Origin of the sequence: Pelagimonas sp., assembly GCF_050633425.1 — a bacterium.
In the GTDB taxonomy this organism is placed as follows: Bacteria; Pseudomonadota; Alphaproteobacteria; order Rhodobacterales; family Rhodobacteraceae; genus Pelagimonas.
Map to the genome: position 1 here is coordinate 317,646 of NZ_JBOEGM010000016.1, position 23,706 is coordinate 341,351.

Annotated in this window: 21 protein-coding genes; 6 read left to right on the forward strand and 15 right to left on the reverse strand. The window is 53.7% G+C overall.

Going from position 1 to position 23,706, the window contains the following annotated elements:
- The first annotated feature begins 102 nt into the window (after positions 1–102).
- Complete coding sequence (locus tag ACRBB0_RS14680) at positions 103–1,584, forward strand: methyl-accepting chemotaxis protein (protein ID WP_431375188.1); 1,482 nt, start codon at positions 103–105, stop codon at positions 1,582–1,584.
- Between the two features lie 7 nt (positions 1,585–1,591).
- On the opposite strand, the gene ACRBB0_RS14685 is transcribed toward ACRBB0_RS14680, so the two are convergent.
- The 4 genes from ACRBB0_RS14685 to ACRBB0_RS14700 all read right to left on the reverse strand — a co-directional run bounded on the left by ACRBB0_RS14685 (position 1,592) and on the right by ACRBB0_RS14700 (position 5,547).
- Positions 1,592–2,800 (reverse strand): multidrug effflux MFS transporter, encoded by a 1,209-nt coding sequence (locus tag ACRBB0_RS14685; protein ID WP_431375189.1) that lies wholly within the window; start codon positions 2,798–2,800, stop codon positions 1,592–1,594.
- 175 nt (positions 2,801–2,975) lie between these two features.
- Positions 2,976–3,338, reverse strand: coding sequence for a potassium channel family protein (locus tag ACRBB0_RS14690; protein WP_431375190.1), 363 nt, complete (start codon positions 3,336–3,338; stop codon positions 2,976–2,978).
- A complete protein-coding gene (locus ACRBB0_RS14695; RefSeq protein ID WP_431375191.1) occupies positions 3,335–3,979 on the reverse strand; it encodes a DsbA family oxidoreductase in 645 nt (214 codons plus the stop codon). Before ACRBB0_RS14695 ends, ACRBB0_RS14690 begins: the two co-directional genes overlap by 4 nt.
- A 53-nt stretch (positions 3,980–4,032) precedes the next feature.
- On the reverse strand, positions 4,033–5,547 hold the full coding sequence (locus ACRBB0_RS14700) for a class I adenylate-forming enzyme family protein (RefSeq protein WP_431375192.1): 1,515 nt from the start codon (positions 5,545–5,547) through the stop codon (positions 4,033–4,035).
- Between the two features lie 100 nt (positions 5,548–5,647).
- Between ACRBB0_RS14700 and ACRBB0_RS14705 the strand changes: the two genes are divergently transcribed.
- Positions 5,648–6,271 (forward strand): helix-turn-helix domain-containing protein, encoded by a 624-nt coding sequence (locus ACRBB0_RS14705; protein ID WP_431375193.1) that lies wholly within the window; start codon positions 5,648–5,650, stop codon positions 6,269–6,271.
- A gap of 158 nt (positions 6,272–6,429) precedes the next feature.
- Here the strand turns inward: ACRBB0_RS14705 and ACRBB0_RS14710 are convergent, their stop codons facing one another.
- The 6 genes from ACRBB0_RS14710 to ACRBB0_RS14735 form a co-directional block, all read right to left on the reverse strand.
- The gene (locus ACRBB0_RS14710; RefSeq protein ID WP_431375194.1) at positions 6,430–7,722 is read right to left on the reverse strand and encodes a branched-chain amino acid ABC transporter permease; all 1,293 of its coding nucleotides are present in this window, start codon (positions 7,720–7,722) and stop codon (positions 6,430–6,432) included.
- Positions 7,719–8,729 (reverse strand): branched-chain amino acid ABC transporter permease, encoded by a 1,011-nt coding sequence (locus ACRBB0_RS14715; RefSeq protein WP_431375195.1) that lies wholly within the window; start codon positions 8,727–8,729, stop codon positions 7,719–7,721. Before ACRBB0_RS14715 ends, ACRBB0_RS14710 begins: the two co-directional genes overlap by 4 nt.
- Positions 8,730–8,904: 175 nt before the next feature.
- Complete coding sequence (locus ACRBB0_RS14720; protein ID WP_431375196.1) at positions 8,905–9,276, reverse strand: hypothetical protein; 372 nt, start codon at positions 9,274–9,276, stop codon at positions 8,905–8,907.
- A gap of 3 nt (positions 9,277–9,279) precedes the next feature.
- Entirely contained in the window at positions 9,280–10,107 is an 828-nt protein-coding gene (locus ACRBB0_RS14725) for an ABC transporter ATP-binding protein (RefSeq protein ID WP_431375197.1), read from the reverse strand.
- Positions 10,104–10,889 carry an ABC transporter ATP-binding protein gene (locus ACRBB0_RS14730; protein WP_431375198.1) on the reverse strand — a complete coding sequence of 262 codons (786 nt, stop codon included), beginning with the start codon at positions 10,887–10,889 and terminating at the stop codon, positions 10,104–10,106. Before ACRBB0_RS14730 ends, ACRBB0_RS14725 begins: the two co-directional genes overlap by 4 nt.
- 87 nt (positions 10,890–10,976) lie before the next feature.
- Positions 10,977–12,161, reverse strand: a complete 1,185-nt coding sequence (locus ACRBB0_RS14735; protein ID WP_431375199.1) for an ABC transporter substrate-binding protein — start codon at positions 12,159–12,161, stop codon at positions 10,977–10,979.
- A 490-nt stretch (positions 12,162–12,651) separates the two neighbouring features.
- Between ACRBB0_RS14735 and ACRBB0_RS14740 the strand changes: the two genes are divergently transcribed.
- A complete protein-coding gene (locus ACRBB0_RS14740) occupies positions 12,652–13,068 on the forward strand; it encodes a hypothetical protein (RefSeq protein ID WP_431375200.1) in 417 nt (138 codons plus the stop codon).
- On the opposite strand, the gene ACRBB0_RS14745 is transcribed toward ACRBB0_RS14740, so the two are convergent.
- Both ACRBB0_RS14745 and ACRBB0_RS14750 read right to left on the reverse strand, forming a co-directional pair.
- Positions 13,065–13,559: a GNAT family N-acetyltransferase gene (locus ACRBB0_RS14745; RefSeq protein ID WP_431375201.1), complete on the reverse strand. Its 495-nt coding sequence runs from the start codon at positions 13,557–13,559 to the stop codon at positions 13,065–13,067. The two genes, ACRBB0_RS14740 and ACRBB0_RS14745, sit on opposite strands and share 4 nt — an antisense overlap.
- Positions 13,560–13,565: 6 nt before the next feature.
- Positions 13,566–14,576, reverse strand: coding sequence for a GlxA family transcriptional regulator (locus ACRBB0_RS14750; RefSeq protein WP_431375202.1), 1,011 nt, complete (start codon positions 14,574–14,576; stop codon positions 13,566–13,568).
- Positions 14,577–14,767: 191 nt separating this feature from the next.
- On the opposite strand from ACRBB0_RS14750, the gene ACRBB0_RS14755 reads away from it, so the two are divergent.
- Entirely contained in the window at positions 14,768–16,138 is a 1,371-nt protein-coding gene (locus ACRBB0_RS14755; RefSeq protein ID WP_431375203.1) for a class II 3-deoxy-7-phosphoheptulonate synthase, read from the forward strand.
- A gap of 132 nt (positions 16,139–16,270) precedes the next feature.
- Positions 16,271–18,517 (forward strand): molybdopterin-dependent oxidoreductase, encoded by a 2,247-nt coding sequence (locus tag ACRBB0_RS14760; protein WP_431375204.1) that lies wholly within the window; start codon positions 16,271–16,273, stop codon positions 18,515–18,517.
- Between the two features lie 178 nt (positions 18,518–18,695).
- On the opposite strand, the gene ACRBB0_RS14765 is transcribed toward ACRBB0_RS14760, so the two are convergent.
- The 3 genes from ACRBB0_RS14765 to ACRBB0_RS14775 form a co-directional block, all read right to left on the reverse strand.
- Positions 18,696–19,079 (reverse strand): nuclear transport factor 2 family protein, encoded by a 384-nt coding sequence (locus ACRBB0_RS14765; protein ID WP_431375205.1) that lies wholly within the window; start codon positions 19,077–19,079, stop codon positions 18,696–18,698.
- 77 nt (positions 19,080–19,156) lie between these two features.
- Entirely contained in the window at positions 19,157–20,170 is a 1,014-nt protein-coding gene (locus tag ACRBB0_RS14770) for an LLM class flavin-dependent oxidoreductase (RefSeq protein ID WP_431375206.1), read from the reverse strand.
- A 527-nt stretch (positions 20,171–20,697) separates the two neighbouring features.
- A complete protein-coding gene (locus ACRBB0_RS14775) occupies positions 20,698–22,350 on the reverse strand; it encodes a sulfatase-like hydrolase/transferase (protein WP_431375207.1) in 1,653 nt (550 codons plus the stop codon).
- Positions 22,351–22,489: 139 nt separating this feature from the next.
- Here ACRBB0_RS14775 and ACRBB0_RS14780 point away from each other — a divergent pair, with 139 nt between their 5' ends.
- Entirely contained in the window at positions 22,490–23,323 is an 834-nt protein-coding gene (locus ACRBB0_RS14780; RefSeq protein WP_431375208.1) for a helix-turn-helix domain-containing protein, read from the forward strand.
- Positions 23,324–23,706 lie beyond the last annotated feature (383 nt).

The following is a 23,706-nucleotide window of genomic DNA, read 5'->3' on the forward strand; positions in this document are numbered from 1 at the left end:
CACTGAAATGCACTATTTTCGAATTTGGAGAGCGGATTGATGCCGGTCCTTTTACACGTATTAAAACGATTCAATGGGTGGGATTTGTCTCTGGTTGCCAGCATGTTGCTGGTTCCAATCACAATTTTCTCTGCGTTTTTCGCAGGCGCGTCCCTAACCGTTGCATCCATCGGAGCCATATCCCTGGCAGGGATGGCGGTCCTGTCTGGAAAATATCTGACGTCAGGTGCGGATTACGTGAAAACGGCCTGTGTCTTAGGGCAATCCATGCTGGTCACAGCCTTGTTTCAAGGGCACGCGTGGCAAAGCGATACCCATGTTTTGTATTTTGCACTCTTGGCAATTGTCTCGACAATGGGGCGGATACCGGTTTTGGTATGGGCCTGCGGTCTAACAATGGCACATCAGATCATTCTTACGGTCGTCGCCCCGAGTTTTCTGTTCGCACCTGCAGGCCTGGCCGACGATTTATTGCGCACCGGTTTTCATTGCGGCGTGGTGTTTATCGAAGCGTCGATCCTCGCCGTGACCATCGCACAGCGCGAAACGGCCCAGATGAAGATTGAAAGCAAAAGTAAGGAACTGGAAACGGAAACCCGATTTGCAGCAGATTCACGACAAGAAGCAGAAGATGCGCACAAACAAGCCAGCGTCGTGATTGCGGCTTTCCGCCAGACGCTTACCCAGTTGGCTGGCCGTGATTTGACCTGCCGCATTCAGAATGAATTTCCCGAAGAATACGATGTTCTGCGCGAGGATTTTAACATCGCGGTTGATACTCTGAGAGAGGCGTTTTCTCGAGCGGACGTTGTCGCCGATGAATTAGCGCTTGATGCCCAGCAGCTGGCCAAAGCGATGACCACCATGTCGAAACAGACAGACACTCAGGCCAAATCTCTTACTGAGATGACAGAGACCGCGAACACGCTCAAGTCTGCACTTGGTGACACCGCCCAACAAGCGAGCCACGCGGCCCAAAGCGCAGGCGAGGTCCGATCAAGTGCCATGCAGGGCGGAGAGGTGACCCAAAATGCCATCGAAGCAATGCGTGGAATCGAAGCCTCCTCGCGCGAGATTTCGCAGATTGTCGACTTGATTGACGATGTGTCGTTCCAAACAAACCTGCTCGCTCTGAACGCAGGCGTTGAAGCCGCGCGGGCTGGTGAATCTGGCAAGGGTTTTGCTGTGGTCGCCTCCGAAGTTCGCCAGCTGGCGCAGAGCACATCCGAAGCGGCCAGCGGCATCAAACGTTTGATCAGCGACAGTAGCGATCAAGTGAGCGCTGGTGCTGAGCTTGTTAACGCAGCCGGTCAACATTTGGAGGAAATTGAAGCTCAGATCGCACGGATGGATGATTTGACCACGTCGATTTCCAAGAAAAATCATCAACAAGCTGAAGCATTGAATAGTCTGCATGATATGGTCAAATCAGCCGACGGTGAAACGCAGAAAACCGTCGAAATGGGCAACAAACTTGGCGCTATGAGCCGCAGGATGACCATGGCGTCCAAGAAACTATCGGCCGATATGGCGGCCTTTACGTTGACGCAAGAGGATCTGAACGACGGAGCCGAAACAGCATGACCAGTGATTAGATACCGTTACGGAGTTCAGCTCTTGCCATTGCCATCATTGTGACGAGGGCCAGAGCTGAATACAGCAGGATGCCAATGACCAGCGGCAAAATAGTATGGTTAAAGCTCAAACTAATCGGGGCCACCAAAATGACTGCAATCACAGTTGCCAAAGCCCCCATAATTGACGCCGTCAGACCGGCGACATGCCCCATCGGCTCCATCGCAATTGCGTTTAGGTTTCCGAGAGTTAGCCCAACTTGGAAGAAGACCGTGGCTTGCCAAGCAACAAAGAAATAGAAGTTTATATCAAGGGAGAGATTGGAAAAATATGCGGCCAGAATTAGGACGCTAAACACCAACTGAGCCCGCAAAATCGAGGTAATGAGCTTACGCATCCCTAAACGCATGACCAAAGCCGCATTTACAAAACTGGAAGCGCCGGCAATGACCGCGATCGCTCCAAACCAATATGGAAAACTGTCAGCGCGATCAAAGACGTCGTCGTAAATTGGCTGAACCATGGACACCATTGAAAACAAAATCGCAAAACAAAACCCTTGAGCGATAACCGACCATCGGACAACAGGGTTTTTGTACATCTCAACACTGGCGGCCCAAATCGCTTCCCATGTGAACGGGCGCCTGTCAGAGATGGCCAAAGTTTCAGGCATACGCAGACCGAACCAAATACACGCCAATATGGCAAAACCAGCGAACGACCAGAACACCGCTTCCCAGCCATTCCACGCGATTAAAACCGCCCCTAACAAAGGGGCTATTGCGGGGACCAATGTGAACATAATCATCACAAAGGAAATCGTCCGGGCCATTTCGCGGCCAGAATACAGATCGCGTAAGATGGCCATTGCAACGATGCGGGGGCCTGCGGACCCGATGCCTTGGATCAAGCGCGCAAGCAGGAGATGTTCAAGAGTTTTCGACCAAGCCCCCCATAGCGCCCCGACGACATAAATGAGTGTGCCTGCCAAAACGATTGGTCTGCGGCCAAACCGATCTGAAAGCGGCCCTGTAAAGAGCGTGCCGACCCCCATACCAAAAACAAAGCTGGTGACGACAAACTGCGCACGATTGACGTCGTCGGGGGTCATTAACTGGCCGATTTCCGGCAACGCTGGCAACATGGCGTCGATCGAAAACGCAATGGTTGCTGACAACATAGCAATCATCGCGATGATTTCGACTTTGTGGGGATGCGAGCGCATTTTACCTCTCAAACAAATGCTACCGGTATCAGGTCTTAAATGGCTTGAACACAGGCTAAGCGTGCAATCCTGCACTTTTGTCCCGGCTGGGCGTGACGTCTAGAAACGACGCGAAATCTTAAAATGGCGGATAAGCACGTTTAGCCCATCACCTGAACCACCCAATTTTTTGGGTTTAGCCTTTCTTGCCTAAGTCTTGGGACGGCGCCTTGTCGTCGTTGGCGGCGTCTTCCTCGACTGAATAACTGTGGTCAAATCCCTCTACGATATGCTCTCGTTTCCTGATCGCAAAATGAGCAAATTGTTGAATTGCGGCGGCAAAAATACCAAGCCCGGTTATGATGAAAATGGTGGTTCCGATTTTCCCGATGGCCGTTGCGGGCACAAGTTGCCCGTAGCCGACCGTTGAGAGGGTCACAACCGTAAAGAAATAAGAGTCGATCCAAGACCAGCCTTCAACCCAGCGGAAAAAGATTGTGCCCATAATAATAACGAACAAAAGCAACCCCGCGAGTGTATAGCCGCGATACTTGGTCATACATCTTGCTCCGCGCCTTGTCTAAGTTCGGCAATAACTTGCTTCCACAACTCGGGGGGCTGCGCGCCAGGAACCGCATGTTTGCCAGCAACAATAAACGTCGGAACCGAATTGATGCCCATGCCACGGGCGGCGGCGTCACGTTCGACGATTTCGCGCTTGTCTTCATCCGTTTTCAACAAACGTAACACCACGCTGGCATCCATGGCGCAGGCATCTGCAATATCAGCCAACACCTCGTGGTCGGAGATGTCACGACCATCGGTGAAATAGGCTTGGAACAACGACGACACCACAGCGGTTTGCGTGCCCTCGATCGCCGACCAATGGATCAGGCGATGCGCATCAACCGTATTTGGCGTGCGCGTAATCTTGTCCAAATGGATGGTTAAACCAGCTTGTTCGGCTTGTTCATGCACCGGCAAATAGGCTTGGACGGCCCCATCTTGGCCACCAAATTTACCTTCCAGATAAGCGCGCCTGTCCATACCTTCGGCGGGCATCGCCGGGTTAAGCATAAAAGGGAGCCACCGGATGTTAAACGGGTGGTCGTGATGTTCGGCCAAGGCTTTGTCCAAATTTGCCTTGCCGATATAGCACCAGGGGCAAATCGGATCGGAGAAAATATCTAGTTGGATCATATCGTGTCCTCTTTGTCCCCGTGTAACAACCCAGAAGCGGATTGGCGAGGGGCCTAACCCTGAGCCATGTCTTTGAGTTGGCTGCGCAGCAGTTTTCCATTTGGGTTTTTGGGCATAGCCTCAATGCGGATAAAGCTGCGCGGGCATTTGTAACGCGCCAGACGGCTGGCGGCGACGCTTGCAAGTGTCTTTTCGTCTAGCTGGTCCTTGGACGTATAAAAAGCGGCAATCAGGCGGACATCGTTCTTGACGGCAATGTCTGTGACGGCAAGCTCAATGACCCCCGGTAGATCATTCAACGCGGCCTCAACTTCAAGCGGTGACACGCGGTAGCCGCCTGCATTCATCATATCATCCGCCCGTCCCAAATAGGTGATATCGCCATCCGGCGACATGCTGGCGCGATCACCGGTCAAAAACCAATCCGCGGCGAATTTGTCTCGGGTGGCTTGTTCGGCCCCGATATAGCCCAACATCAAGCCCGGATCAGCTTTGTGCACGGCAATGATACCTTCTTGATCAAAGGGGACGGGCTGACCGGTTTCGTCGGTAATGGCGATGTGCCGTCCAGTCTGCGGTCGGCCCAAAGTACCGGGGACAAGCGGGCGATCTGGGGCCGATGAAATAAAGGTGGAACATTCGGACATACCGTAGGCCTCAAAAATCTCGGTCTTGGCGGCGTCGCGCCAATGGTCTCGGATCGCAGAGGATAGCTTTTCACCGGCTGCCAATCCATGGCGCAGATCAGGAAGATCCGGGATTGGGAATTTCAGGACCTGACGGTAAACACCGGGGGCCGCTGCGAAAATGCTGACTTTGTTTTGGTGCAACAACAAAGGCATTTGGGCGGGATCGGTCCCGGCGGCGGGGATTAGCGCGGTGGCGCCCTTGGTCCATGGGTCCATCAAGCCGGTGCCCAAGGTATAAGTCCAATTGAACGCCCCGGCATGAAGCAAAACATCGTCAGACCGTAAAGCGTACCAGCCGTCCATCATCATCTGACGCGCCCAGATCGCCCGATGTGCATGGCCAACGGCGCGCGGGGTGCCGGATGTGCCCGATGTAAAGATGATATAGGCGAGCCGGTCGGGATCGCCCTGGTCAAAATCGGCGGGCGCAAGACTGTGCCAAGCCTCGTAAATATCTGATCTGTATGTTGGAATTTCAGTCTTGGGACAGGCAATGCCGTCGCCCAACAAGATCGCAGCCGGCGAAAGTTGACCGAGGATTTTGGCGACTTCAATATCGGTAAGCTGAGACGATGTAGGGACCGGGACGATGCCCGCGGCAATCGCGCCCAAATAGGCAATAGGGAAATCCACCGAATTGCCTAGTCGCATCAGCAAGATGTCTCCCGGATGTAGCCCCGATTGCAAAAGCCCGGTGGCGGTGCCGAGAATAGCCGCTGTCAGTTGGGCATAGGTCCAGGTCTCAGCCTGGGTCAGTGAAACAATGGACAATGCGATTTTGTCAGGTGTTTTGGCACCAGCTGCCAACACATGTTGAGCCAGATTGAAAGGGGCGGGGCAGGGTGCGAAGGCACCTTTGTCAAAGATAGAAAGGTCCATGGGTCTGGCCTAAGCATCTGGCGATTTTGTTTCAAGAGGCACGAGGGCCAGATTGGGAGGATTGCTTGAAAGGTCGCAGGCCAAGGCCTATAGCAAGGGAATGACATCTAAAGACCCGCATAGCCTAATCCGCATCGCCCGTGAAAGCGGCGAGGACGCCGTTGCCGAACCGCTCGACCTAGGCCTGAGAGTGCGCGATTTGCGCAAGGAACGAAACTGGACGCTTGAACAGGCCGCGAAACAAGCGGGGCTGGCGCGCTCGACCTTGTCCAAAATCGAGAACGGTCAAATGTCGCCAACCTATGAGGCGCTCAAGAAACTGGCCGTGGGTCTGGAGATTTCGGTGCCGCAGCTGTTCACGCAGCCGCAGCAGGAAAAGGTGAATGGCCGAATGGCGGTCAATCGTCTGGGCGAAGGGCAGGGCCACGCCACCGCGACCTACGAACATGAACTGCTGGCGGAAACGCTCACCCGTAAGAAAATGTTGCCTTACCGGGCGCGGGTGCGATCACGGTCGATGGATGAATTCGACGGTTGGGTACGCCATGACGGCGAAGAGTTTTTGTATGTGCTGACAGGGGTGGTGCGGCTGTACACGGAATTCTACGAGCCGATTGAAATGCGCCGCGGCGATAGCGCATATTACGATGCCACGATGGGGCATAATGTGGTGTCAGTGTCTGATGAGGATGCGACCATTTTGTGGGTCACCTCGCTGTCGTAAGAACAACAAAACGAACCGCTGTCATATTTGACCCAACCGCGCTTGGGTGATGAATGTCTTTAGCCGACACTCGGCCCATTGGCCGCCCATTTCTGAAATCAAACCAAAAAGGCCCGCGCAGTTTTGCACGGGCCTTCTTTGTTGTGTTGGCTCCAAAGTTATTTTTCAGGCAACAAACCGCGTGGGCTAAACCTGAGAACCAAGAGCAGAATGACACCCATGGTCAGCAAACGCATATGCGCGACGCTGGACATGAGATGGGCCTTGAGTTCCGATCCTTCGGCCAAGCCCGAGGTCAGGAACGTCATGATGCCAGGGCCAAGAGTTTCAACTTGGACCCACAAGAACCAAATGATGAACCCGCCAAGCACCGCCCCAAGGTTATTGCCTGATCCGCCGACAATGACCATCACCCAGATTAAGAAGGTGTACCGCAAGGGCTGGTAAGCGGTTGGCGCAAACAACCCATCCAGTGTTGTCATCATAGCGCCCGCAATACCGCAAATCGCAGAGCCAAGGATGAAGACCTGAAGATGGCGGAACGTGACGTCTTTGCCCATGGCGCGGGCCGACACTTCGTTGTCGCGAATGGCGCGCATCATCCGTCCCCAAGGCGATTTGAGGGCAAGTTGGGACAGAACCAGTAAAATGACCAAGACCACAGTGAAGAGCAGCGAATAGCCAATCTTAACATAAAGGGTCGAGGCAATTGTTGGGTCCAACCCATAGCCCGCTGCAGATTCGACAAAGCCGGGATCGTTTTGCAGATCGATCTCATTTGGAACGGGACGGGGCAGGCCGTTAACGTTTTTCACACCGCGCGACAGCCAGTCTTCGTTTTTGATGATGGCGATGACGATTTCGGAAATACCCAAAGTGGCAATCGCGAGGTAATCAGATCGTAGACCCAGAGCCGTTTTGCCGATCACCCAAGCCGCCCCCGCCGCCAAGAGACCACCAACGGGCCAAGCGATAATGACGGGCAAATCCATACCACCCAGATAACCAGTCGCGGCGGGATCAACAGATTCGATGGCTGATACGGCCGGGTCACGCACCCAGCGATAGACCACAAAGCCAATCAGCAGGATCAAACCAACAAGCCAGCCTTTGCGGGTCCGTTTGTACATCAGCGCGGAGCCGGCGACGGTACATCCCGCTAGGATGATTGCGAACCAAGCTCGGATTCCGCCGGCTTCCCAGGCCTCGGGAATTGAGGGCATAGACGTTAGGACAACGGCCAATCCGCCAAGAGCAACGAAGCCCATGATCCCAACGTTGAACAGGCCAGCGATGCCCCATTGCAAGTTGACCCCAAGTGCCATGATGGCACTGACAAGGCCCATATTAAGGATCACAAGAGCAAGGTTGGGGCCTTGCAAGATGCCGGTCCCGATAATCATGACAGCAACGAGGCCGAACAAAAGCAGTGTTCTGATGGACTGGCTCATACCGATTTCCCCTTGAAGATACCTGTGGGTTTGATGAGCAGCACAATCACCAGGATCATGAAGCTAACGGCAAATTTGTATTCCGTGGCAAGCAGTTGCACGAGACTTGAGGGTTCAAGGCTTTCGGGCAGCAAATAGACCAAAACCTTTTTCCACGCATAGGTCACCGCGACTTCGGAAAAAGCGATGACAAATCCCCCGGCAATGGCGCCAATCGGGCTTCCCAACCCACCAACGATGGCGGCTGCAAAGATCGGCAACAAGAGTTGGAAATAGGTGAAAGGCTTGTAGCTTTTGTCGAGGCCATAGAGTGTCCCGGCGATGGTTACCAAAGCCGCAACGATGATCCATGTCACCATGACCACACGTTCCGGGTTGATGCCCGACAACAACGCCAGATCTTCGTTGTCCGAAAACGCGCGCATGGATTTACCAGTGCGAGTTTTGTTGAGGAACCAGAACAGGGCAATCACGACGATGACGGCGGTCAGGATCGTGAGACCCTGGGTCGTTTTGAACGCCAGACCTTCCCGTAGACCGGTCATTTCCTTGAACTCTCGGGCGCGAATGATGAAACGTTCACCATCCATAAACCGTTGTTCTTCAGCCCCCAGAATGAAACGGGTCAACCCGTTATAGATGAACATAACCCCAAGCGAGACCATGACCACAATAACAGGCTTGGCCTTTTGGGCGCGATAAAACCGATATACGACACGGTCGGTTCCAAGCATCAAAAGCGCCGTGACCGCGATGCCAAACGGGATGGCCAGCAAGGCAGTTGGCAGTGGATGTAGGGATATCCCCATGGATTGGAACAACCACGTGAACAAAATCACCGCCATGGTGCCAAAGGCCATCGTGTCGCCATGGGCGAAGTTAGAGAAGCGTAAAATCCCATAAACCATGGTGACCCCAAGCGCGCCAAGCGCAAGCTGGCTGCCATAAGTCATCGCCGGGATGAGGACAAAGTTCGTAAGCGCCACAAGGGCGTTGAGAAAATCCATTACGAGTTTCCCTTTTTATCACGCATGTTCGACGTCACAGGACCAAGGGTCCTCGAAAATGTCGAAGGGTTGCGGATTGATTTGAAAGGATCGCTGGTTGCCCGAATTGCGGACACACAAATTGCGACACCGGCCAGAAAATTGCCGTTGTGGGCGAGGAAATGCAAAACGTCAGTCATTCCGCCACCCGGCATTGCCCGTCATAGGCGATCATCAGATGTGAGCCACTATAGTGAACGCTCAGCTTGGCCAAACCACCGGGACTACGCGTCAAAAGATACGCGCCATTGGCGTCCTTGGCCGAGACCCTGAGCATGTCGCCGATAAGATCGGACTTGCCTTCGGCTGGGCCAGTGTCGGGCAAAAGCGATGCGTCCCCCGGAACATTTCCCAAAGCCACATCAACAGTGAAATCGGTGAATGTGCATTCTTCGGTCTCGTAACATTCCGTGGTGAATTGACAGATCAAGGTGTGATTGGCGATGTCTTCGGCCTGCGCTGCGAAGGGCAGGGCAATCAGACCGACAAAAGCGAATAAATGTTTCATTCCTCAGCCCCCCAAGAAACTGGCGCGGACTTCTGGGTCAGCCATAAGCGATTTACCGGTTCCGGTATGGGCATTCGCCCCCTGAACCAAGACATATCCTTTGTCAGCAATATCAAGCGCTTGCTTGGCGTTTTGTTCGACCATCAGAATTGAAATACCTGACCGGGCAATTTCGATGATCCGATCGAACAACTCATCCATCACAATGGGCGACACACCGGCGGTGGGTTCATCCAAGAGCAAAACCTTGGGCTGAGTCATGAGTGCTCGCCCAACAGCCACCTGTTGACGTTGCCCACCCGACAGCTCTCCGGCGGGTTGGTTGCGTTTGTCACGCAAGATCGGGAAGAGTTCGTAAACCTGTTCGATAATAGGTTGGAAATCGTCGGTGCGCAAAAACGCCCCCATTTCCAGATTTTCCTCGACGGTCATAGAGGTGAAGATGTTGTTGTTTTGCGGCACAAACCCCATGCCCTTGGCAACACGGTCTTGCGGCGTCAGATTGGTGATATCGACACCGTCCAACGTCACATGCCCCTTGCGCAGGTTCAGCATGCCAAAGGTCGCCTTCATCGCGGTCGATTTCCCGGCGCCATTCGGGCCGACGATGACAGCGATTTCGCCTTTCTCAACCGCGATGGTGCAATCGTGCAGAATGTCGGGGCCGCTTTTGCCATAGCCACCGGTCATATTGGCACCGATCAAAAATGGCTCACCGCCGCTTTGAAAGGTTGGGCCACTTTGCTTGGTGGTGTCGATCTCGCCCATGCCATCAGCATTGCCCAAAGACAGATCTTTGTTGCCGTGGTCATCATATGGTGAATCGCTCATTCAACAGCCTCCTTGTCTTTGTTTTTCAAACCGGTGCCCAGATAGGCTTCGACGACTTGTTCATTGGCTTTGATCTGATCCAACGTGCCTTCGGCCAGTTTTTTGCCCTCGGCCATGACAATGACCGGATCACAGAGTTTGCCGATGAAATCCATGTCATGCTCAATGACGCAAAACGTGTAATTGCGCTCTTTGTTCAGGCGGATGATCGCATCGGCGATGGTCATCAAAAGCGTGCGGTTCACACCGGCCCCGACCTCATCCAAAAAGACGATCTTGGCGTCGACCATCATGGTACGGCCAAGCTCTAACAGCTTTTTCTGACCGCCTGAAATGGCACCAGCAGGGTGGTCTGCCAGATGCGAAATGGTCAGAAAATCAAGAACTTCGTCGGCCTTTGCCCGCAACGCCCGCTCTTCGTCGGCGATGCGTTTGCGGCCAAACCATGTGTTCCAAAGCTGTTCGCCCGATTGCGCGCCCGGAACCATCATCAGGTTTTCGCGACACGACATCGAACTGAATTCATGTGCAATCTGAAACGTGCGCAGCAGACCTTTGTGAAAAAGCTCATGCGGTGGCAGACCGGTGATGTCTTCACCGTCCATATAGACTTGCCCCGATGTGGGGGGAAGCGCACCTGCGATGACATTGAAAAGAGTGGTTTTACCGGCCCCGTTAGGCCCGACTAACCCGGTGATAGAGCCGGTTTCGATGGTCAGCGATGCGCCATCTACAGCTCTGAAACCGCCAAAATGGCGGTGAAGGTTTTCAACCCGGATCAAGGATTTCCCCCCATAGGAGTGCGCATGCGCTCACCAGAATAAAAGAACAGCCCGGAGTGACCGGGCTGTTCCATTGAACGTCAAGTTTTACTTGTACTCGACTGTTTCGAACTTAGACGCTTTCACTTCATAGTGACGGTAAGAACCAGCGGCCTCACCGGGGCCGATCAGCTCAACGCCAGTTGCGCCGACATAGTCGATTTCACCACCGCCCGCGAGAATCTCAAGCGCTTTGCCCAATTCACCCGGCATGATCGGCTCACCCGGAGCGTTCGCAACGTTCAGCAAGTTGGCCGCAACAGCCGCCGAAGAGGCTTCGCCACCAGCTGCCATCGCCAAAGCGATCAACGCGGCTGCGTCATAGGATTCACGGGTGTAGGAGGATTCCGCGTTCAGATCATTGTCTGCCGCCAGCTTGGTGAAGATCTCTGTGCCTTCGCCCTGCGCCCAAGGAACGGTCCCGAAGGTGCCTTCCATATCTGGGCCAAGGTCCGCCAGAAGCGAGTCGCCATACATGCCGTCACCCATCAGATAGGTGTCGAATGCGCCGGTGTCGATTGACGCCTGGATGATGCCTTTGCCGCCCTGATCGGTGTAGCCAAAGACCGCCAACAGATCGCCGCCGGCAGATGCCAAAGCGCCGATTTCAGCGGAATAGTCGGCTTTGCCGTCTTCGTGTGGTGCCGTCAGAGTGACTTTGCCGCCATTGCCTTCGAAGGCCGCAACAAACGAGTCGGCCAAACCTTTGCCATAGTCGTTGTTGGTATAGGTCACAGCGATTTCGCCGACGCCTTTTTCCTTCAGGATTTCGGCCAGAACCTCACCCTGACGGGCATCGGATGGCGCGGTGCGGAAGAACAAGCCATTGTCTTCGGCAGAAGACAGGGCAGGTGATGTGGCAGAAGGCGACACCATTGGAACACCGTTTGGAACCGCAACGTTGGACAGGATCGCGCCGGTCACGCCCGAGCAATCCGCGCCCATGATCGCAACAACGCCATCAGATGTGATCAGACGTTCGGCAGCGGCGGTGGCCGCGGCGGCGTCAACGCAGGTGCTATCAGCACGGACAGGAACAAGGGTATCACCGTTCAGGAACTTGCCGCTGTCGTTGACTTCCTTCAGCGCCAGTTCGGCTGCGCCACCCATCATCGGTGTGATCGATTCAATGGGGCCGGTGAAACCCAGAATGATACCAACTTTGACTTCATCAGCCGAAACGGCACCCGCAGTCAGTGCTGTGGCCGCAGTGGCCAGTAGCAGCTTTTTCATAATTTATCTCCCTTATTGGATCATTTGATCATAAGGGAGCCTAAGCGGGCGGTGAAAAAAAGAAAAGTGCCTTTTGGCGACTTTGTCGACAATATGTATCTTATCTTGGCGCCCGGAATTTTTGGGCTAATTTCGACCGTTGGGACAACTAAAAAATGCGCTCCTTCGGAACGCGAAAATGCATATTTATCAAACGTATAAACGCTAGTTTTCAACCCGATACTCAGTTCGAAAGTCCGCAAACGCTTGTTTTAAAGACACCTTGGATACGAGCGCATCCAACCTGACTTTTGACATGTTAGCGGAACCATAAAATCCGCTGCCTTCAAGAGCGTTCAGCATCGCGATGGTTGCGCATGCAAAACGAGTCGTGGCTCTGGCGTTAAAAAAGGTGAACGGGCCACAACAGGTTGCGACGAACCGGACGGGCAGTTTATCGTCCAAGAGCGGCGAACAATCGTTTGTCAGTGTCGATTTTAAGGAGGTCGAAATGCGTTTTGCGAATTTGGTTGCCGGGCTGCTGATTTGGTTGGCGACAACAGTTGCGGCACAAGAGGAACCGGTCTTTAAAGATTATGAAACGATGCGTCGTGAAATGGATCAGTTGATGGTCACACGCGACATTCCCAAACTGATGCTTCGGTTTGGCGGCGGTGACGAAATGACCCCGCAGCAGCTTGAGCAGTTGGATACGCAAGTCAAACAGCTTTTTCCCGATGATTTTCAGAATGTTGCCGTCATGCGTAAAGGGGAACTACAGGGCGGATTCCATCAGGAACTGATCGCCTATTGGAACGGGTTTTCCTATATTTACGCTTATGTGTTGTACCATCAGCGCGCGTCGGATGTTGTCTCTCTCAACTTTCGCTTCAACTCCAATTTTTCCAGTTTAAACAGTCTGTTCTAAGGTCGCTTTAGCGCGTAATAGCCTGTATCGCACCATTCGGTTTCACCGTAGAGAAAATTCTTTTCGGCGAAACCGACCTGCGTGAATCCGAGTTTTTCCAAGACCCTGATAGACCCTATATTTCGCGGATCCAACTCGGCGGTTAGCGTATCAACATCGGGAAAAGATTTGAAAATCAACGGAATAATAGCGTTGAGGGCCTCAGTCACCAAGCCTTGCCCCCACAAATCGGGGTGCAGAATATAACCGATTTCTGAGATCTTCCACATGCCTGCCTTGCCAACGCAACGTCCGTCATATTCCAGAATGTACTCTTTTCGGTTCTCGACATCACCAGAGATGAAATGGTCCAGAAACCTCTGGGTCTGGGCCACATCCTTATGCGGAGGCCGATCCCAGTAACGCATAGCGCGGGGATCGCTGAAAATTTCATGTAGCGGCCCCAAGTCGTCTTGGCAGGCTGGCCGCAGGACAAGACGTTTCGTCTTCATCATCGCTCAGACCGAGAGCCGAGAGGCATGCGCGCCGCGTTCACGATATGGCGTGGTTTCGTAATGTGACCTGTAGCATTTTGAGAAATGCGACGGAGAGGCAAACCCGCAGGCCAAGGCCACATTAATGACGCTCATATCTGTTTGCATCAAGAGGTTACGGGCCTTTTGTAAACGAAGCTCCATGTAGTATCTCTTGGGTGACCTGTTGAGATACCGGCGGAAAAGCCGTTCCAACTGCCGCGTCGACATACTGACATCCTTGGCCAATATCGACGGGCTGATCGGCTCTTCGATGTTGGCTTCCATCATTTGAATGACTTGGCTCAGCTTTGGATGACGCACTCCGATGCGGGTGGGCACAGACAGGCGTTGGGTGTCCTGATCGGTCCGAATTGAGCTGTAAATCTGTTGATCCGCAACGGATGAAGCCAAATCTTCGCCGTGATCCGTCGCAATAATCTGCAAGAACAGATCGATAGATGACGTGCCACCAGCCGTTGTCATACGGTTGCCATCAATCGCAAATACTGACTTTGTCAGTTCAACATCTTCGAATTCTTCGCTGAAACTGTCCTGGTTCTCCCAATGGATGGTCGCTTTTTTTCCGTCCAACAAACCCGCCTTGGCCAATGAATAAGCCGCCGTACAAAGCCCGCCTGCAACCACGCCTTTGCGGGTCTCACGGCGCAACCAGTTGAGAAGTTTTTTGGTGGTCGCATCCTGAACGCTGGCACCGCCGCACAAGACCACAGTGTCATCGCGGTGCAGCTCTTCCAGATCGCCATCAGTCTGTATGCCGATTCCCGTGGAACTCTGGACAAGTCCACCACCCTCGGCGACCGCGTACCAAGTGTACAATTCCTGGCCGGACATGCGATTGGCCAAACGAAGACAATCCACTGCTGCAGCAAAGGACAACATCGTGAAATTTTCAAGCAAAACAAAGACAAAGCGCTTGGTCTTGCCAGATGAGGATTTGAGATCCAGAACAGGTCGTTGCGGCGACGGGAGCATTCAGCGGCTTCCTTCTAAATGCGCGGTGGGGCCCATTGGAATGGGTGGTTCAAACCAGATGGGCAGAATGCGCCAATCCCGTCAAGATGTGTCGTATAAAACCAACTGGTCACGCCATACACGATTGGTTACAAGAGGCGCTGTTAACGCTGACTTTTCGGCAGCGAAGCACGATCAAGCGGAGAATTTTCATGACCGAGTGGCAGAAATCGAACTGGCGTAACAAGCCGCGGGTTCAGATGCCGGATTATACCGACACCGAGGCTTTGCACGATGTTGAGGCGAAATTGTCCAACTATCCGCCGCTGGTTTTTGCCGGGGAGGCACGCCGTCTCAAGGACGAGCTTGGAGCCGCATCGCGCGGCGAGGCGTTTTTGCTTCAAGGTGGTGATTGTGCCGAAAGCTTTGAGCAATTCAGCGCCGATGCCATTCGCGACACGTTTAAGGTCATGCTGCAGATGGCAATGGTCCTGACATACGGAGCCAAAGTTCCGGTGGTCAAGGTCGGCCGCATGGCGGGCCAGTTCGCCAAACCACGCTCGGCGGCAACCGAAACCGTCAACGGTGTCGAGCTGCCAAGCTATCGCGGTGACATCATCAATGAGCTGGCCTTTACGCCGGAATCGCGCATTCCCGATCCCAAAAAGATGCTGCAAGCCTATACACAGGCCGCGGCAACCTTGAACTTGCTTCGGGCGTTTTCGACGGGCGGCTATGCTGATGTGCATCAGGTTCACGCCTGGACACTCGGTTTTGTCGAAGGTGATAAATCCGCACGCTACCGCGAAATGGCCGGCCGGATCAGCGACACGCTCGATTTCATGAAGGCCGCTGGTGTCACGTCCGATCGCCTGCATTCGCTGCAAACGGTTGATTTTTACACCAGCCATGAATCGCTGCTGTTAGAGTATGAAGAAGCCCTGACACGTTTGGATTCGACATCTGGCAAATGGTTGGCCGGTTCTGGACACATGATTTGGATCGGTGATCGCACTCGTCAACCCGACGGCGCGCATGTAGAATTCGCCAGCGGTGTGTTGAACCCGGTTGGTCTTAAATGTGGTCCGACAACGACGGCTGAAGATCTCAAGATTCTTATGTCCAAGCTTAACCCAGAAAACGAAGAGGGTAAGCTCACCCTGATTGCGCGTTTTGGGGCCGGAAATGTTGGTGAACATTTGCCACGTTTGATTAAGGCGGTGCAGGAAGAAGGGGCCAAGGTCACGTGGGTTTGTGATCCGATGCATGGCAACACGATCAAATCGGCGACAGGGTTCAAAACCCGCCCGTTTGAATCGGTGCTGCGCGAGGTTCAAGATTTCTTTGGCGTGCATAATGCCGAGGGCACCGTTCCCGGTGGTGTGCATTTTGAAATGACAGGTCTGGACGTGACCGAATGCACCGGTGGTGTCCGCGCTGTGACTGAAGAAGATTTGTCAGATCGCTACCATACGGCCTGCGATCCGCGTTTGAACGCCTCGCAATCGCTGGAATTGGCGTTTTTGGTGGCCGAAGAGCTTACGAAACGTCGTGAAAAAGACCAAGCGGCGGCCTCTGCCTAGGTCGTTGCAATCCAGTAAATGAATGGACACGCCCCCGTCGAGAAATCGGCGGGGGCGTTGTTTTTGGGGCTGGTCAATTGGCAGCTAACTTCGCAATCTGAGCCAATTCACCGGGGCGCAGGAGTCATGCACGTGACGAAAGAAAACGGTATCAAAACACGGATCACTTCGAGCCATTGGGGCGCGTTTGAGGTTGATACACAAGGCGGTAGAATTATCGCCACACGCCCGTTTCAAGCGGACCCAAACCCTCCAACGATCCCTCAGGCTGTTCCCGAGGCGGTCCATCACAAGTTGCGCGTATCGCGCCCATCCATCCGGCGGGCTTGGCTTGAAAACCGTGATCGGGCTGGGCGAGGCGATGGTGATTACGTTGAACTCCCTTGGGATGAAGCGCTAGATATTGCCGCATCCGAAATCGATCGCATTCGTGAAAAACATGGAAATTCAGCGATTTACGGGGGGTCCTATGGCTGGAGCTCGGCTGGTAGGTTCCATCATGCACAAAGCCAGGTTCATCGGTTTCTCAATAAGATAGGTGGATATGTCTCTTCGTTTGGGAGCTACTCAACCGGTTGCGCTCAGGCGATTATGCCCCATGTTCTTGGAATTCCGTTTTTGCAGTACACCTATGACTGTCAAGAAAGCTGGCAAGGCATTGCAAAGAATACAGAAACCTTGGTTATGTTCGGCGGTATCAATCCAAAAAATTCTCAAGTGAGCATGGGCGGCGTGACCGAACATGACACTGCATCATGGTTTGATCGTTTTGCCGATCAAGGCATGAAATGCATTAATATTGGCCCACAACGTACTGATAGTGTTGATACTTGCGATTGGATTTCCATCCGCCCAGGTACGGATACCGCTCTGATGATGGCGCTGGCTTTTGTGCTTGAGGATGAGGGGTTGACTAACAGATCATTTCTGGAAAATTTCACGACCGGTTTCGAGAGGTTTCGCCCGTATTTGATGGGTGAAAGTGACGGGCATCCCAAGGACCCAAATTGGGCCGCCCCGATTTGCGAGATTGCTCCGCAAACTATCCGCGATCTGGCCCATCGCATGAGCAAGACGCGGACATTGATCACTCTGTCCTGGTCGTTGCAGCGTGCAGAACATGGCGAGCAACCTTATTGGATGTCTGTGGTTCTGGGGGCGATGCTAGGCCAAATCGGATTGCCGGGCGGCGGGGTTGGGTACGGCTATGGCGCTATTGGCGGCATCGGAAAATCTATGCGTGCAATGAGTGGAATGACCCTAGATCAAGGGCAAAACCCGATCACGCAACAAATTCCGGTCGCTCGGATCGCTGATATGCTTTTGAACCCCGGTAAGCCCTATGATTTCAATGGAAAAAACCAGCCTTACCCAGATGTCCGGCTCGTGTATTGGGTTGGTGGCAACCCGTTCCATCATCATCAAGATTTGAACCGTTTGCACAAAGCTTGGCAGCAGCCTGAGTGCATCATTGTCAATGAACCTTGGTGGACTGCCACGGCACAGCGGGCGGACATCGTCTTTCCTGCGACAACCCCATTTGAGCGTGAAGATATTGGCCGTTCAAGCATGGATGATTATCTGTTCAACATGCCGCAACTGGTGCCCCCACAAGGCCAGGCGCGGGATGATTATGATATCTTTTCGGGTCTGGCGGATCGCCTTGGTGCCGGTGCCGCATTTTCCGAGAATAAATCGAGTGAAGAGTGGTTGAGAACCCTATATAAAGATTTCGAAAAACGTTCTGAGGATGCCGGGGTATCTATCCCAAATTTTGATACGTTGAGGTCAGAAAACTGGGTTCGGTTGCCGATCAAGGACGACGATGAGAAACCGACGTATATGGCTCGGTTTCGAAATGATCCAATCAAGCATCCTCTTCAAACGCCCTCCGGCAGGATCGAGATATTTTCGGAACGCATTGAGAGCTTTGGTTATGACGATTGTGGCGGTCATCCCAAATGGTTGCCGCCATCAGAGTGGCTCGGCAAGGCCGCGGCTGACGCTCCGCTTCATATGGTTTCACCGCAGCCCGGCGATAAGCTTCATAGTCAGCTTGAGGCGGCCTTGCAGGATGTGCCGGGCGCGCGGCCTGAAACCCTTGTTATGCACCCCACCGACGCCGATGCGCGCGGCATAAAACAAGGTGACATCGTTAGGGTGTTCAACTCACGTGGTGCCTGTCACGCGCGAGCAAAGCTGAGCAGTGACATTCACCCGTCTGTTGTCGCACTTCCAACAGGGGCGTGGTACGGTGACCCCTCTGAGAACATTGATAAAAACGGAAACCCAAATGTTTTAACCAAGGACGTCGGGACGTCAAGTTTGGGTCAAGGCAGTAGCGCCCATTCCGCTTTGGTTGATGTGGCTTTGGCCTGACGGTTGAAATTTCATTTCCTGCCGATTGCGTCACGCCGTCCGTCAAACCGTTTCGGTTTAAAGAGTGTTGATACCTAACCAACATCCACCTAGGGCCGAATTTGGAACAATTGACGATAGAAGATGAAACGTCCAACGCTCTGGATGACTTGGCCGCGACGCATGGGTGTTGGCATCGCTAAAACATTCCGTTTTCGTTGGCGCTACTGTCTGGCAAAACTTGCAACACGTCCCAATGCTCGACAATTTTGCCCTGTTCATCCAGGCGAAAAATGTCGATCCCAGCATATTCCAAACCCTCTGGCCAGATTTGGTGACAGTGCAAGATAACGTGGTCAGATTCTGCAAAAGCGCGTTTCACAATGACCTGTTTGCCGGGATATTCGGCGGCCATTTTTTCAAAATAGGCAATAAAACCGTCTTTTCCACTTGCGACATGCGGGTTGTGCTGGATGTAGACGTCTCCCACAAAGGTCGCAATGGCTTCACGCGGCTTGCAGTCGTTGAACATCATTTCATAAAACGCAATCACATTGCGTTTGTTGCGGTCAAGTTGGGTCATCGGAGGCCTCGCCTTGATATGCGCGTTTGATCACGACACGACGCCGACTTTTACACAGACGTTTGTGAGGGGATTGATCAAGACGCCAGTTGGTGGTGACGTTTGACCAATCCTTTCAAAATCTCCCCCGCCATGTCAAACGATCGCAGCCGGGCTTGATGGTCATGGATCATGCCTGTGACCATCAACTCATCCGGTTGATAGCGGTCAATCAAACGCGCAAGTTGCGCCTGAACGGTATCAGGTGCCCCAGTTGCGGAGCATGACAGGGCCTGCTTGACCTGAGCGAGAACAGGGCGCGGTATGTCCGCCGCGATGTCATGCGTAGGATAGGGGAGTTTGCCGGGGTTTCCGGTGCGCAACTTTGCAAATGCCAAATACTGAGAGGAACGCAGATACTCTGCTTCTGCGTCGGTTGCAGCCACACAAACACCCGCCGCCATCATCACATAGGGCTCGGCCAAGATGTCAGATGGTTGGAAGCTTGAGCGATAGACCGAGATTGCGTCCTGGAGCATCGCTGGCGCAAAGTGGGACGCAAACGCATAAGGAAGGCCAAGGTGCGCCGCAAGCTGGGCACCATACAAACTGCTGCCCAAAATCCAAATCGGAACATGGGTTCCGGCACCGGGGATGGCGCGGACCGGGGCGTTTTGGCCGGTGTCGCCTAAGTAGGCCATTAGTTCCTGAACGTCCTGCGGGAAGCTGTCGTCCGGGGCCATGTGGCGGCGCAAGGCCCGCGCGGTTGCCATGTCGGTTCCCGGTGCCCGCCCGAGGCCCAGATCGATGCGATCGGGAAAGAGCGTCGCCAATGTGCCAAATTGCTCGGCCACAATCAGAGGCGCGTGATTGGGCAACATAATACCACCGGCCCCAACACGGATTGTCTTGGTCGCGCCAGCAATATGACCGATCACCACGGCGGTGGCCGCGCTGGCGATGCCGGGCATGTTGTGGTGTTCGGCCAGCCAGTAACGGTGATAACCGGCGGCCTCGGCGGTTTGGGCCAGTTGTACCGAGTTGCTCAAGGCATCGCTGGCAGATCGGCCCTCAGGGATCGGCGACAGGTCGAGTAGGGAAAACTTTTGCATCTTGTGCTCCTTGCTTGGCACATAGGTCTGAACCGCATCTTTCCAAGGGGTTGACGCCCATTTCCATTGCCCCGTGGCACCGGTTCGTAACAGGTTTTCGAACGGTCGGGACAAAAGGGCAAGTGCCAAAGGAGATCAGCGTCATCTCATGTCGGGACATCGGCGGGAATGGTTGTGTAACTTTAAAACCGCTTTGTCCCAGAGATGACTCGCACGCAGTGATCTGTTCTGACCAAGAGCACCCGTTCGGAACCATTTACGCATTATGGAACGGGCATTCTCACATTGCCCAAACCCAACACAACACGCCTGCCGAACATGCGTTACACGACACAGATCACACGCGCCTCGACATAGGAAATTGCCGTGCTGAGGGGCAGGGCACCGCAGTCCAACGTCGATGCAATCTTGTCGTAGCGAGACGTGGTTTAGTCAAACCTCCGGCAGGGGCGGAACACTCGTTTTACGCAATTTCCCATCTTTTGGGCACCCACATCGGGATGAGCCCGCGTCAGTCGCCCAAACCATCAATCGCCGTCAACGCGTTGCGGGGCCGGACCACGATATTTTTCGGTAAATTCCTGAGGCACTTCGGAGCCATCCACCATAAACGGCAAGATCCCCTTGCGAAGCGAGGCACCTCGACCCGATTGAATTTCATCATCGGATTTGGTGACCCGTTGCGCACAACGCCGCAACCATTGCGCGAACAAGTCATAGAGCCGATCTATTTCAGCTTGGTGCGCATCCGCCTTTGCCAAATCATGGAACTCTTCTGGATCGGTTTTCAGATCAAAGAGAATGGGGCGAAAACCGCCTTCGGCATGCATCATCTTGTACCGCCCATCATACACCATAAAGAGCCGGCACTCTTTGGGCGTGAGGCCCAGTTTCACGGCCTGAGGCGTGGGCGAATAATCATATTCGCTGATGGCGCAACGCCGCCAATCGGGGGTTTCACCGCGCAACCATGGCGCAAGAGAGCGGCCTTCAAGGATATGATCTGGCACGGTGCCGCCTGCGGCTTCGACAAATGTTGGCACCAAATCAATGGATTCCACCAAGGCGTCGCAGGTTGTTCCGCGCGTGGTATCGGCCTCTTGGCGGGGATCAAAGACAATCATCGGAATCTTGACTGCGGCCTCGTGAAACAAATCCTTTTCGCCCAGCCAATGATCGCCAAGATAATCACCATGATCAGACGTCAGGACAATCATTGTATCATCCATACGCCCGGTTTCTTCGAGATAATCAAGCAAGCGCCCAAGCTGATCGTCGCATTGTTTGATCAATCCCATATAGGCCGGAATTACTTTTTGGCGGACATCCTCACGTTGAAATGCTTGCGCAATTTTGTTGTCCTGATATGCGCCCAAAACCGGGTGCGGATTGTCCCGCTCAACCTCATGTCGATTGGCGGCGGGCACGTGCTGTGATCCGAACATGTCATGATAGGGGGCCGGGACGATATAGGGCCAATGCGGTTTGATAAAGCTCACATGAGCACACCAACTGCCTTCGCCTTTGCTCATCTCTTCGACAAAATCAATGGTACGAGAGGTCAGCCAAGGGGTTTCGCTATCTTCTTCGCGAATATTGGCGGGTTTGTCGGCGTTGGCAAACATCCAGCCCGACGCCATATCGCCGTTTTCTTCAATGCCAGCATTGGCAAAATCGGCCCAAGGGTTGTCGCCCTCATAGCCTTTGGTTTTCAAATATTCATTATAAGGAGAGCGTTTTTCATCGTAAAACCCGTCTGGCCCATGCCCCCAAAGCCCGTCATCCCGAACCCAAGCATCAAATCCGCATTCAGCTTGGCGTGCGCCAATTGTGCTATCTGGGCTTAACCCGAGGCGGGCCATACCTTCGGCATCCGCCTGCATATGGGTTTTGCCAATCAGCCAGCAATCCATCCCCAATTTGCGCAGATGGTCGCCCATAGTTTGTTCACCGACGCGCAATGGAAACCCGTTCCAAGACGCTCCATGCGACGACACATAACGACCGGTATAAAAGCTCATCCGGGATGCACCACAAATGGGTGATTGCACATAGGCGTTGGTAAAGCGCACACCCTTTGCCGCCACACGGTCAAAATGTGGTGTTTCAAGGTCCGAATGCCCGGCACAGCTCAGGTAATCAAAGCGCAGCTGATCATACATAATAAAGAGGATATTCATTCAGACGGCTCCGGCCATTTGGTGCAAGGGATGTTTGATTTTTCGCCCCATTCAGAGCGCGACTATTGCTTGATTCGTCGCAATAGGCTAGCGGGCGGTTCACCAGGCGAACCGACCATGCCCCACATCCTGGATCCCTATGACCGAGAATACTGAAAATCCCAAAGATCGTATCCGCGCGTTGGAGCGTGGGCTTGATGTCGTTGAACACCTGTCTCGACACGGTCAAGTCACACTGGCTGAACTGCGCGTAGCCACGGGGTTGAGCAATGCCACATTGTTTCGCGTTCTTGCGACGCTGCGCCATCGCGGCTGGGTGCGGCGCAACATAGTTGAAGGGCGCTACGAGCTTAGCCATTCCTTGGGAAATATTCTGGGCGAACAAGCCCGAGCCCATCCCCTTGCAGAGTTTGCGGAACCGATCCTCCTTGACATGAAATCACGTCAAGCCGGGTGGCCATCTGACCTGTGCGCGGTCCTAGAAGTCGGGCGCCTTGAAATCGTCGAAAGCACCCGAATACGCGGTCCGATGGCTCCAACACAAACGGCATTGGGCATTCGCCCATCCATGGTGCTTTCCGCTCATGGTCGTACCACCTTAGCGTTTTCATCTCCCACGGACTTTGACAAACATATCAGCCATCTTAGACAAAACGGTACGCGTGCAGAACGCATGTGGATCGAAACCGGACGGCTCGATGATGCTATTGCCCAAACGCGTCAAAGCGGGTTTGCTTTGAGGGAAAGACACTATTGGGCACCGCCCTTTGACCCCGGTCCCGAAGTCAGTGCCATGGCCGTTCCGATTGTGACAAAAACCGGGCTGCATGGTTCATTGAGTGTTTTGTGGCTCACGGATGAGAACGTGCTAGAGGATTTGCTTGACCAGGGTATGTTGGAAGACCTGCGTCGTAGCGCGGCCCGTATCGCCCACGCTCTTGACTCCGAACGAATTTCGGCCCCGTCATTGTGATGCCTAGTGCTGTGTGATGCCTTGTGCTGTGTCCGTGCGAAGGGCCGGGGCGTTAGCTAACTTATGGTCTTCGTCGCTCCCAAGGCCTTCTATCATCAAATTCAATCCACCTTTTTTCAATGTCTGATACTGCCACGTCTGATACTGCCACAACCATAATGTTTCCTGAAATTTTGTCCGTAATATCGGGGATTGTGCGCTGAAACCCGGTGCGCCTCTGGTCGTTCATGCCGTGGTGGTGAATTCACCACGGCGTTTCAAAAGTGCCTTGCCATCCGATCAATTGTCGACTACTTCACTCGGGAATAAATGCCAGCCCTCCCGTGACCGCGTTGACCGCGTTGACTGGGACGCCAGCGATATCCTTGACCTCAGATTGGACA

Excerpts from the sequence above, each read along its gene's own strand:
- ACRBB0_RS14720 (WP_431375196.1), bottom strand. The coding sequence starts at position 9,276 with ATGAAACATTTATTCGCTTTTGTCGGTCTGATTGCCCTGCCCTTCGCA.
- ACRBB0_RS14765 (WP_431375205.1), bottom strand. The coding sequence starts at position 19,079 with ATGACCCAACTTGACCGCAACAAACGCAATGTGATTGCGTTTTATGAA.
- ACRBB0_RS14690 (WP_431375190.1), bottom strand. The coding sequence starts at position 3,338 with ATGACCAAGTATCGCGGCTATACACTCGCGGGGTTGCTTTTGTTCGTT.
- ACRBB0_RS14775 (WP_431375207.1), bottom strand. The coding sequence starts at position 22,350 with ATGAATATCCTCTTTATTATGTATGATCAGCTGCGCTTTGATTACCTG.
- ACRBB0_RS14750 (WP_431375202.1), bottom strand. The coding sequence starts at position 14,576 with ATGCTCCCGTCGCCGCAACGACCTGTTCTGGATCTCAAATCCTCATCT.
- ACRBB0_RS14680 (WP_431375188.1), top strand. The coding sequence starts at position 103 with ATGTTGCTGGTTCCAATCACAATTTTCTCTGCGTTTTTCGCAGGCGCG.
- ACRBB0_RS14780 (WP_431375208.1), top strand. The coding sequence starts at position 22,490 with ATGACCGAGAATACTGAAAATCCCAAAGATCGTATCCGCGCGTTGGAG.
- ACRBB0_RS14710 (WP_431375194.1), bottom strand. The coding sequence starts at position 7,722 with ATGAGCCAGTCCATCAGAACACTGCTTTTGTTCGGCCTCGTTGCTGTC.
- ACRBB0_RS14740 (WP_431375200.1), top strand. The coding sequence starts at position 12,652 with ATGCGTTTTGCGAATTTGGTTGCCGGGCTGCTGATTTGGTTGGCGACA.
- ACRBB0_RS14745 (WP_431375201.1), bottom strand. The coding sequence starts at position 13,559 with ATGAAGACGAAACGTCTTGTCCTGCGGCCAGCCTGCCAAGACGACTTG.
- ACRBB0_RS14705 (WP_431375193.1), top strand. The coding sequence starts at position 5,648 with ATGACATCTAAAGACCCGCATAGCCTAATCCGCATCGCCCGTGAAAGC.
- ACRBB0_RS14735 (WP_431375199.1), bottom strand. The coding sequence starts at position 12,161 with ATGAAAAAGCTGCTACTGGCCACTGCGGCCACAGCACTGACTGCGGGT.
- ACRBB0_RS14770 (WP_431375206.1), bottom strand. The coding sequence starts at position 20,170 with ATGCAAAAGTTTTCCCTACTCGACCTGTCGCCGATCCCTGAGGGCCGA.
- ACRBB0_RS14695 (WP_431375191.1), bottom strand. The coding sequence starts at position 3,979 with ATGATCCAACTAGATATTTTCTCCGATCCGATTTGCCCCTGGTGCTAT.
- ACRBB0_RS14685 (WP_431375189.1), bottom strand. The coding sequence starts at position 2,800 with ATGCGCTCGCATCCCCACAAAGTCGAAATCATCGCGATGATTGCTATG.
- ACRBB0_RS14725 (WP_431375197.1), bottom strand. The coding sequence starts at position 10,107 with ATGAGCGATTCACCATATGATGACCACGGCAACAAAGATCTGTCTTTG.
- ACRBB0_RS14755 (WP_431375203.1), top strand. The coding sequence starts at position 14,768 with ATGACCGAGTGGCAGAAATCGAACTGGCGTAACAAGCCGCGGGTTCAG.
- ACRBB0_RS14715 (WP_431375195.1), bottom strand. The coding sequence starts at position 8,729 with ATGGATTTTCTCAACGCCCTTGTGGCGCTTACGAACTTTGTCCTCATC.
- ACRBB0_RS14700 (WP_431375192.1), bottom strand. The coding sequence starts at position 5,547 with ATGGACCTTTCTATCTTTGACAAAGGTGCCTTCGCACCCTGCCCCGCC.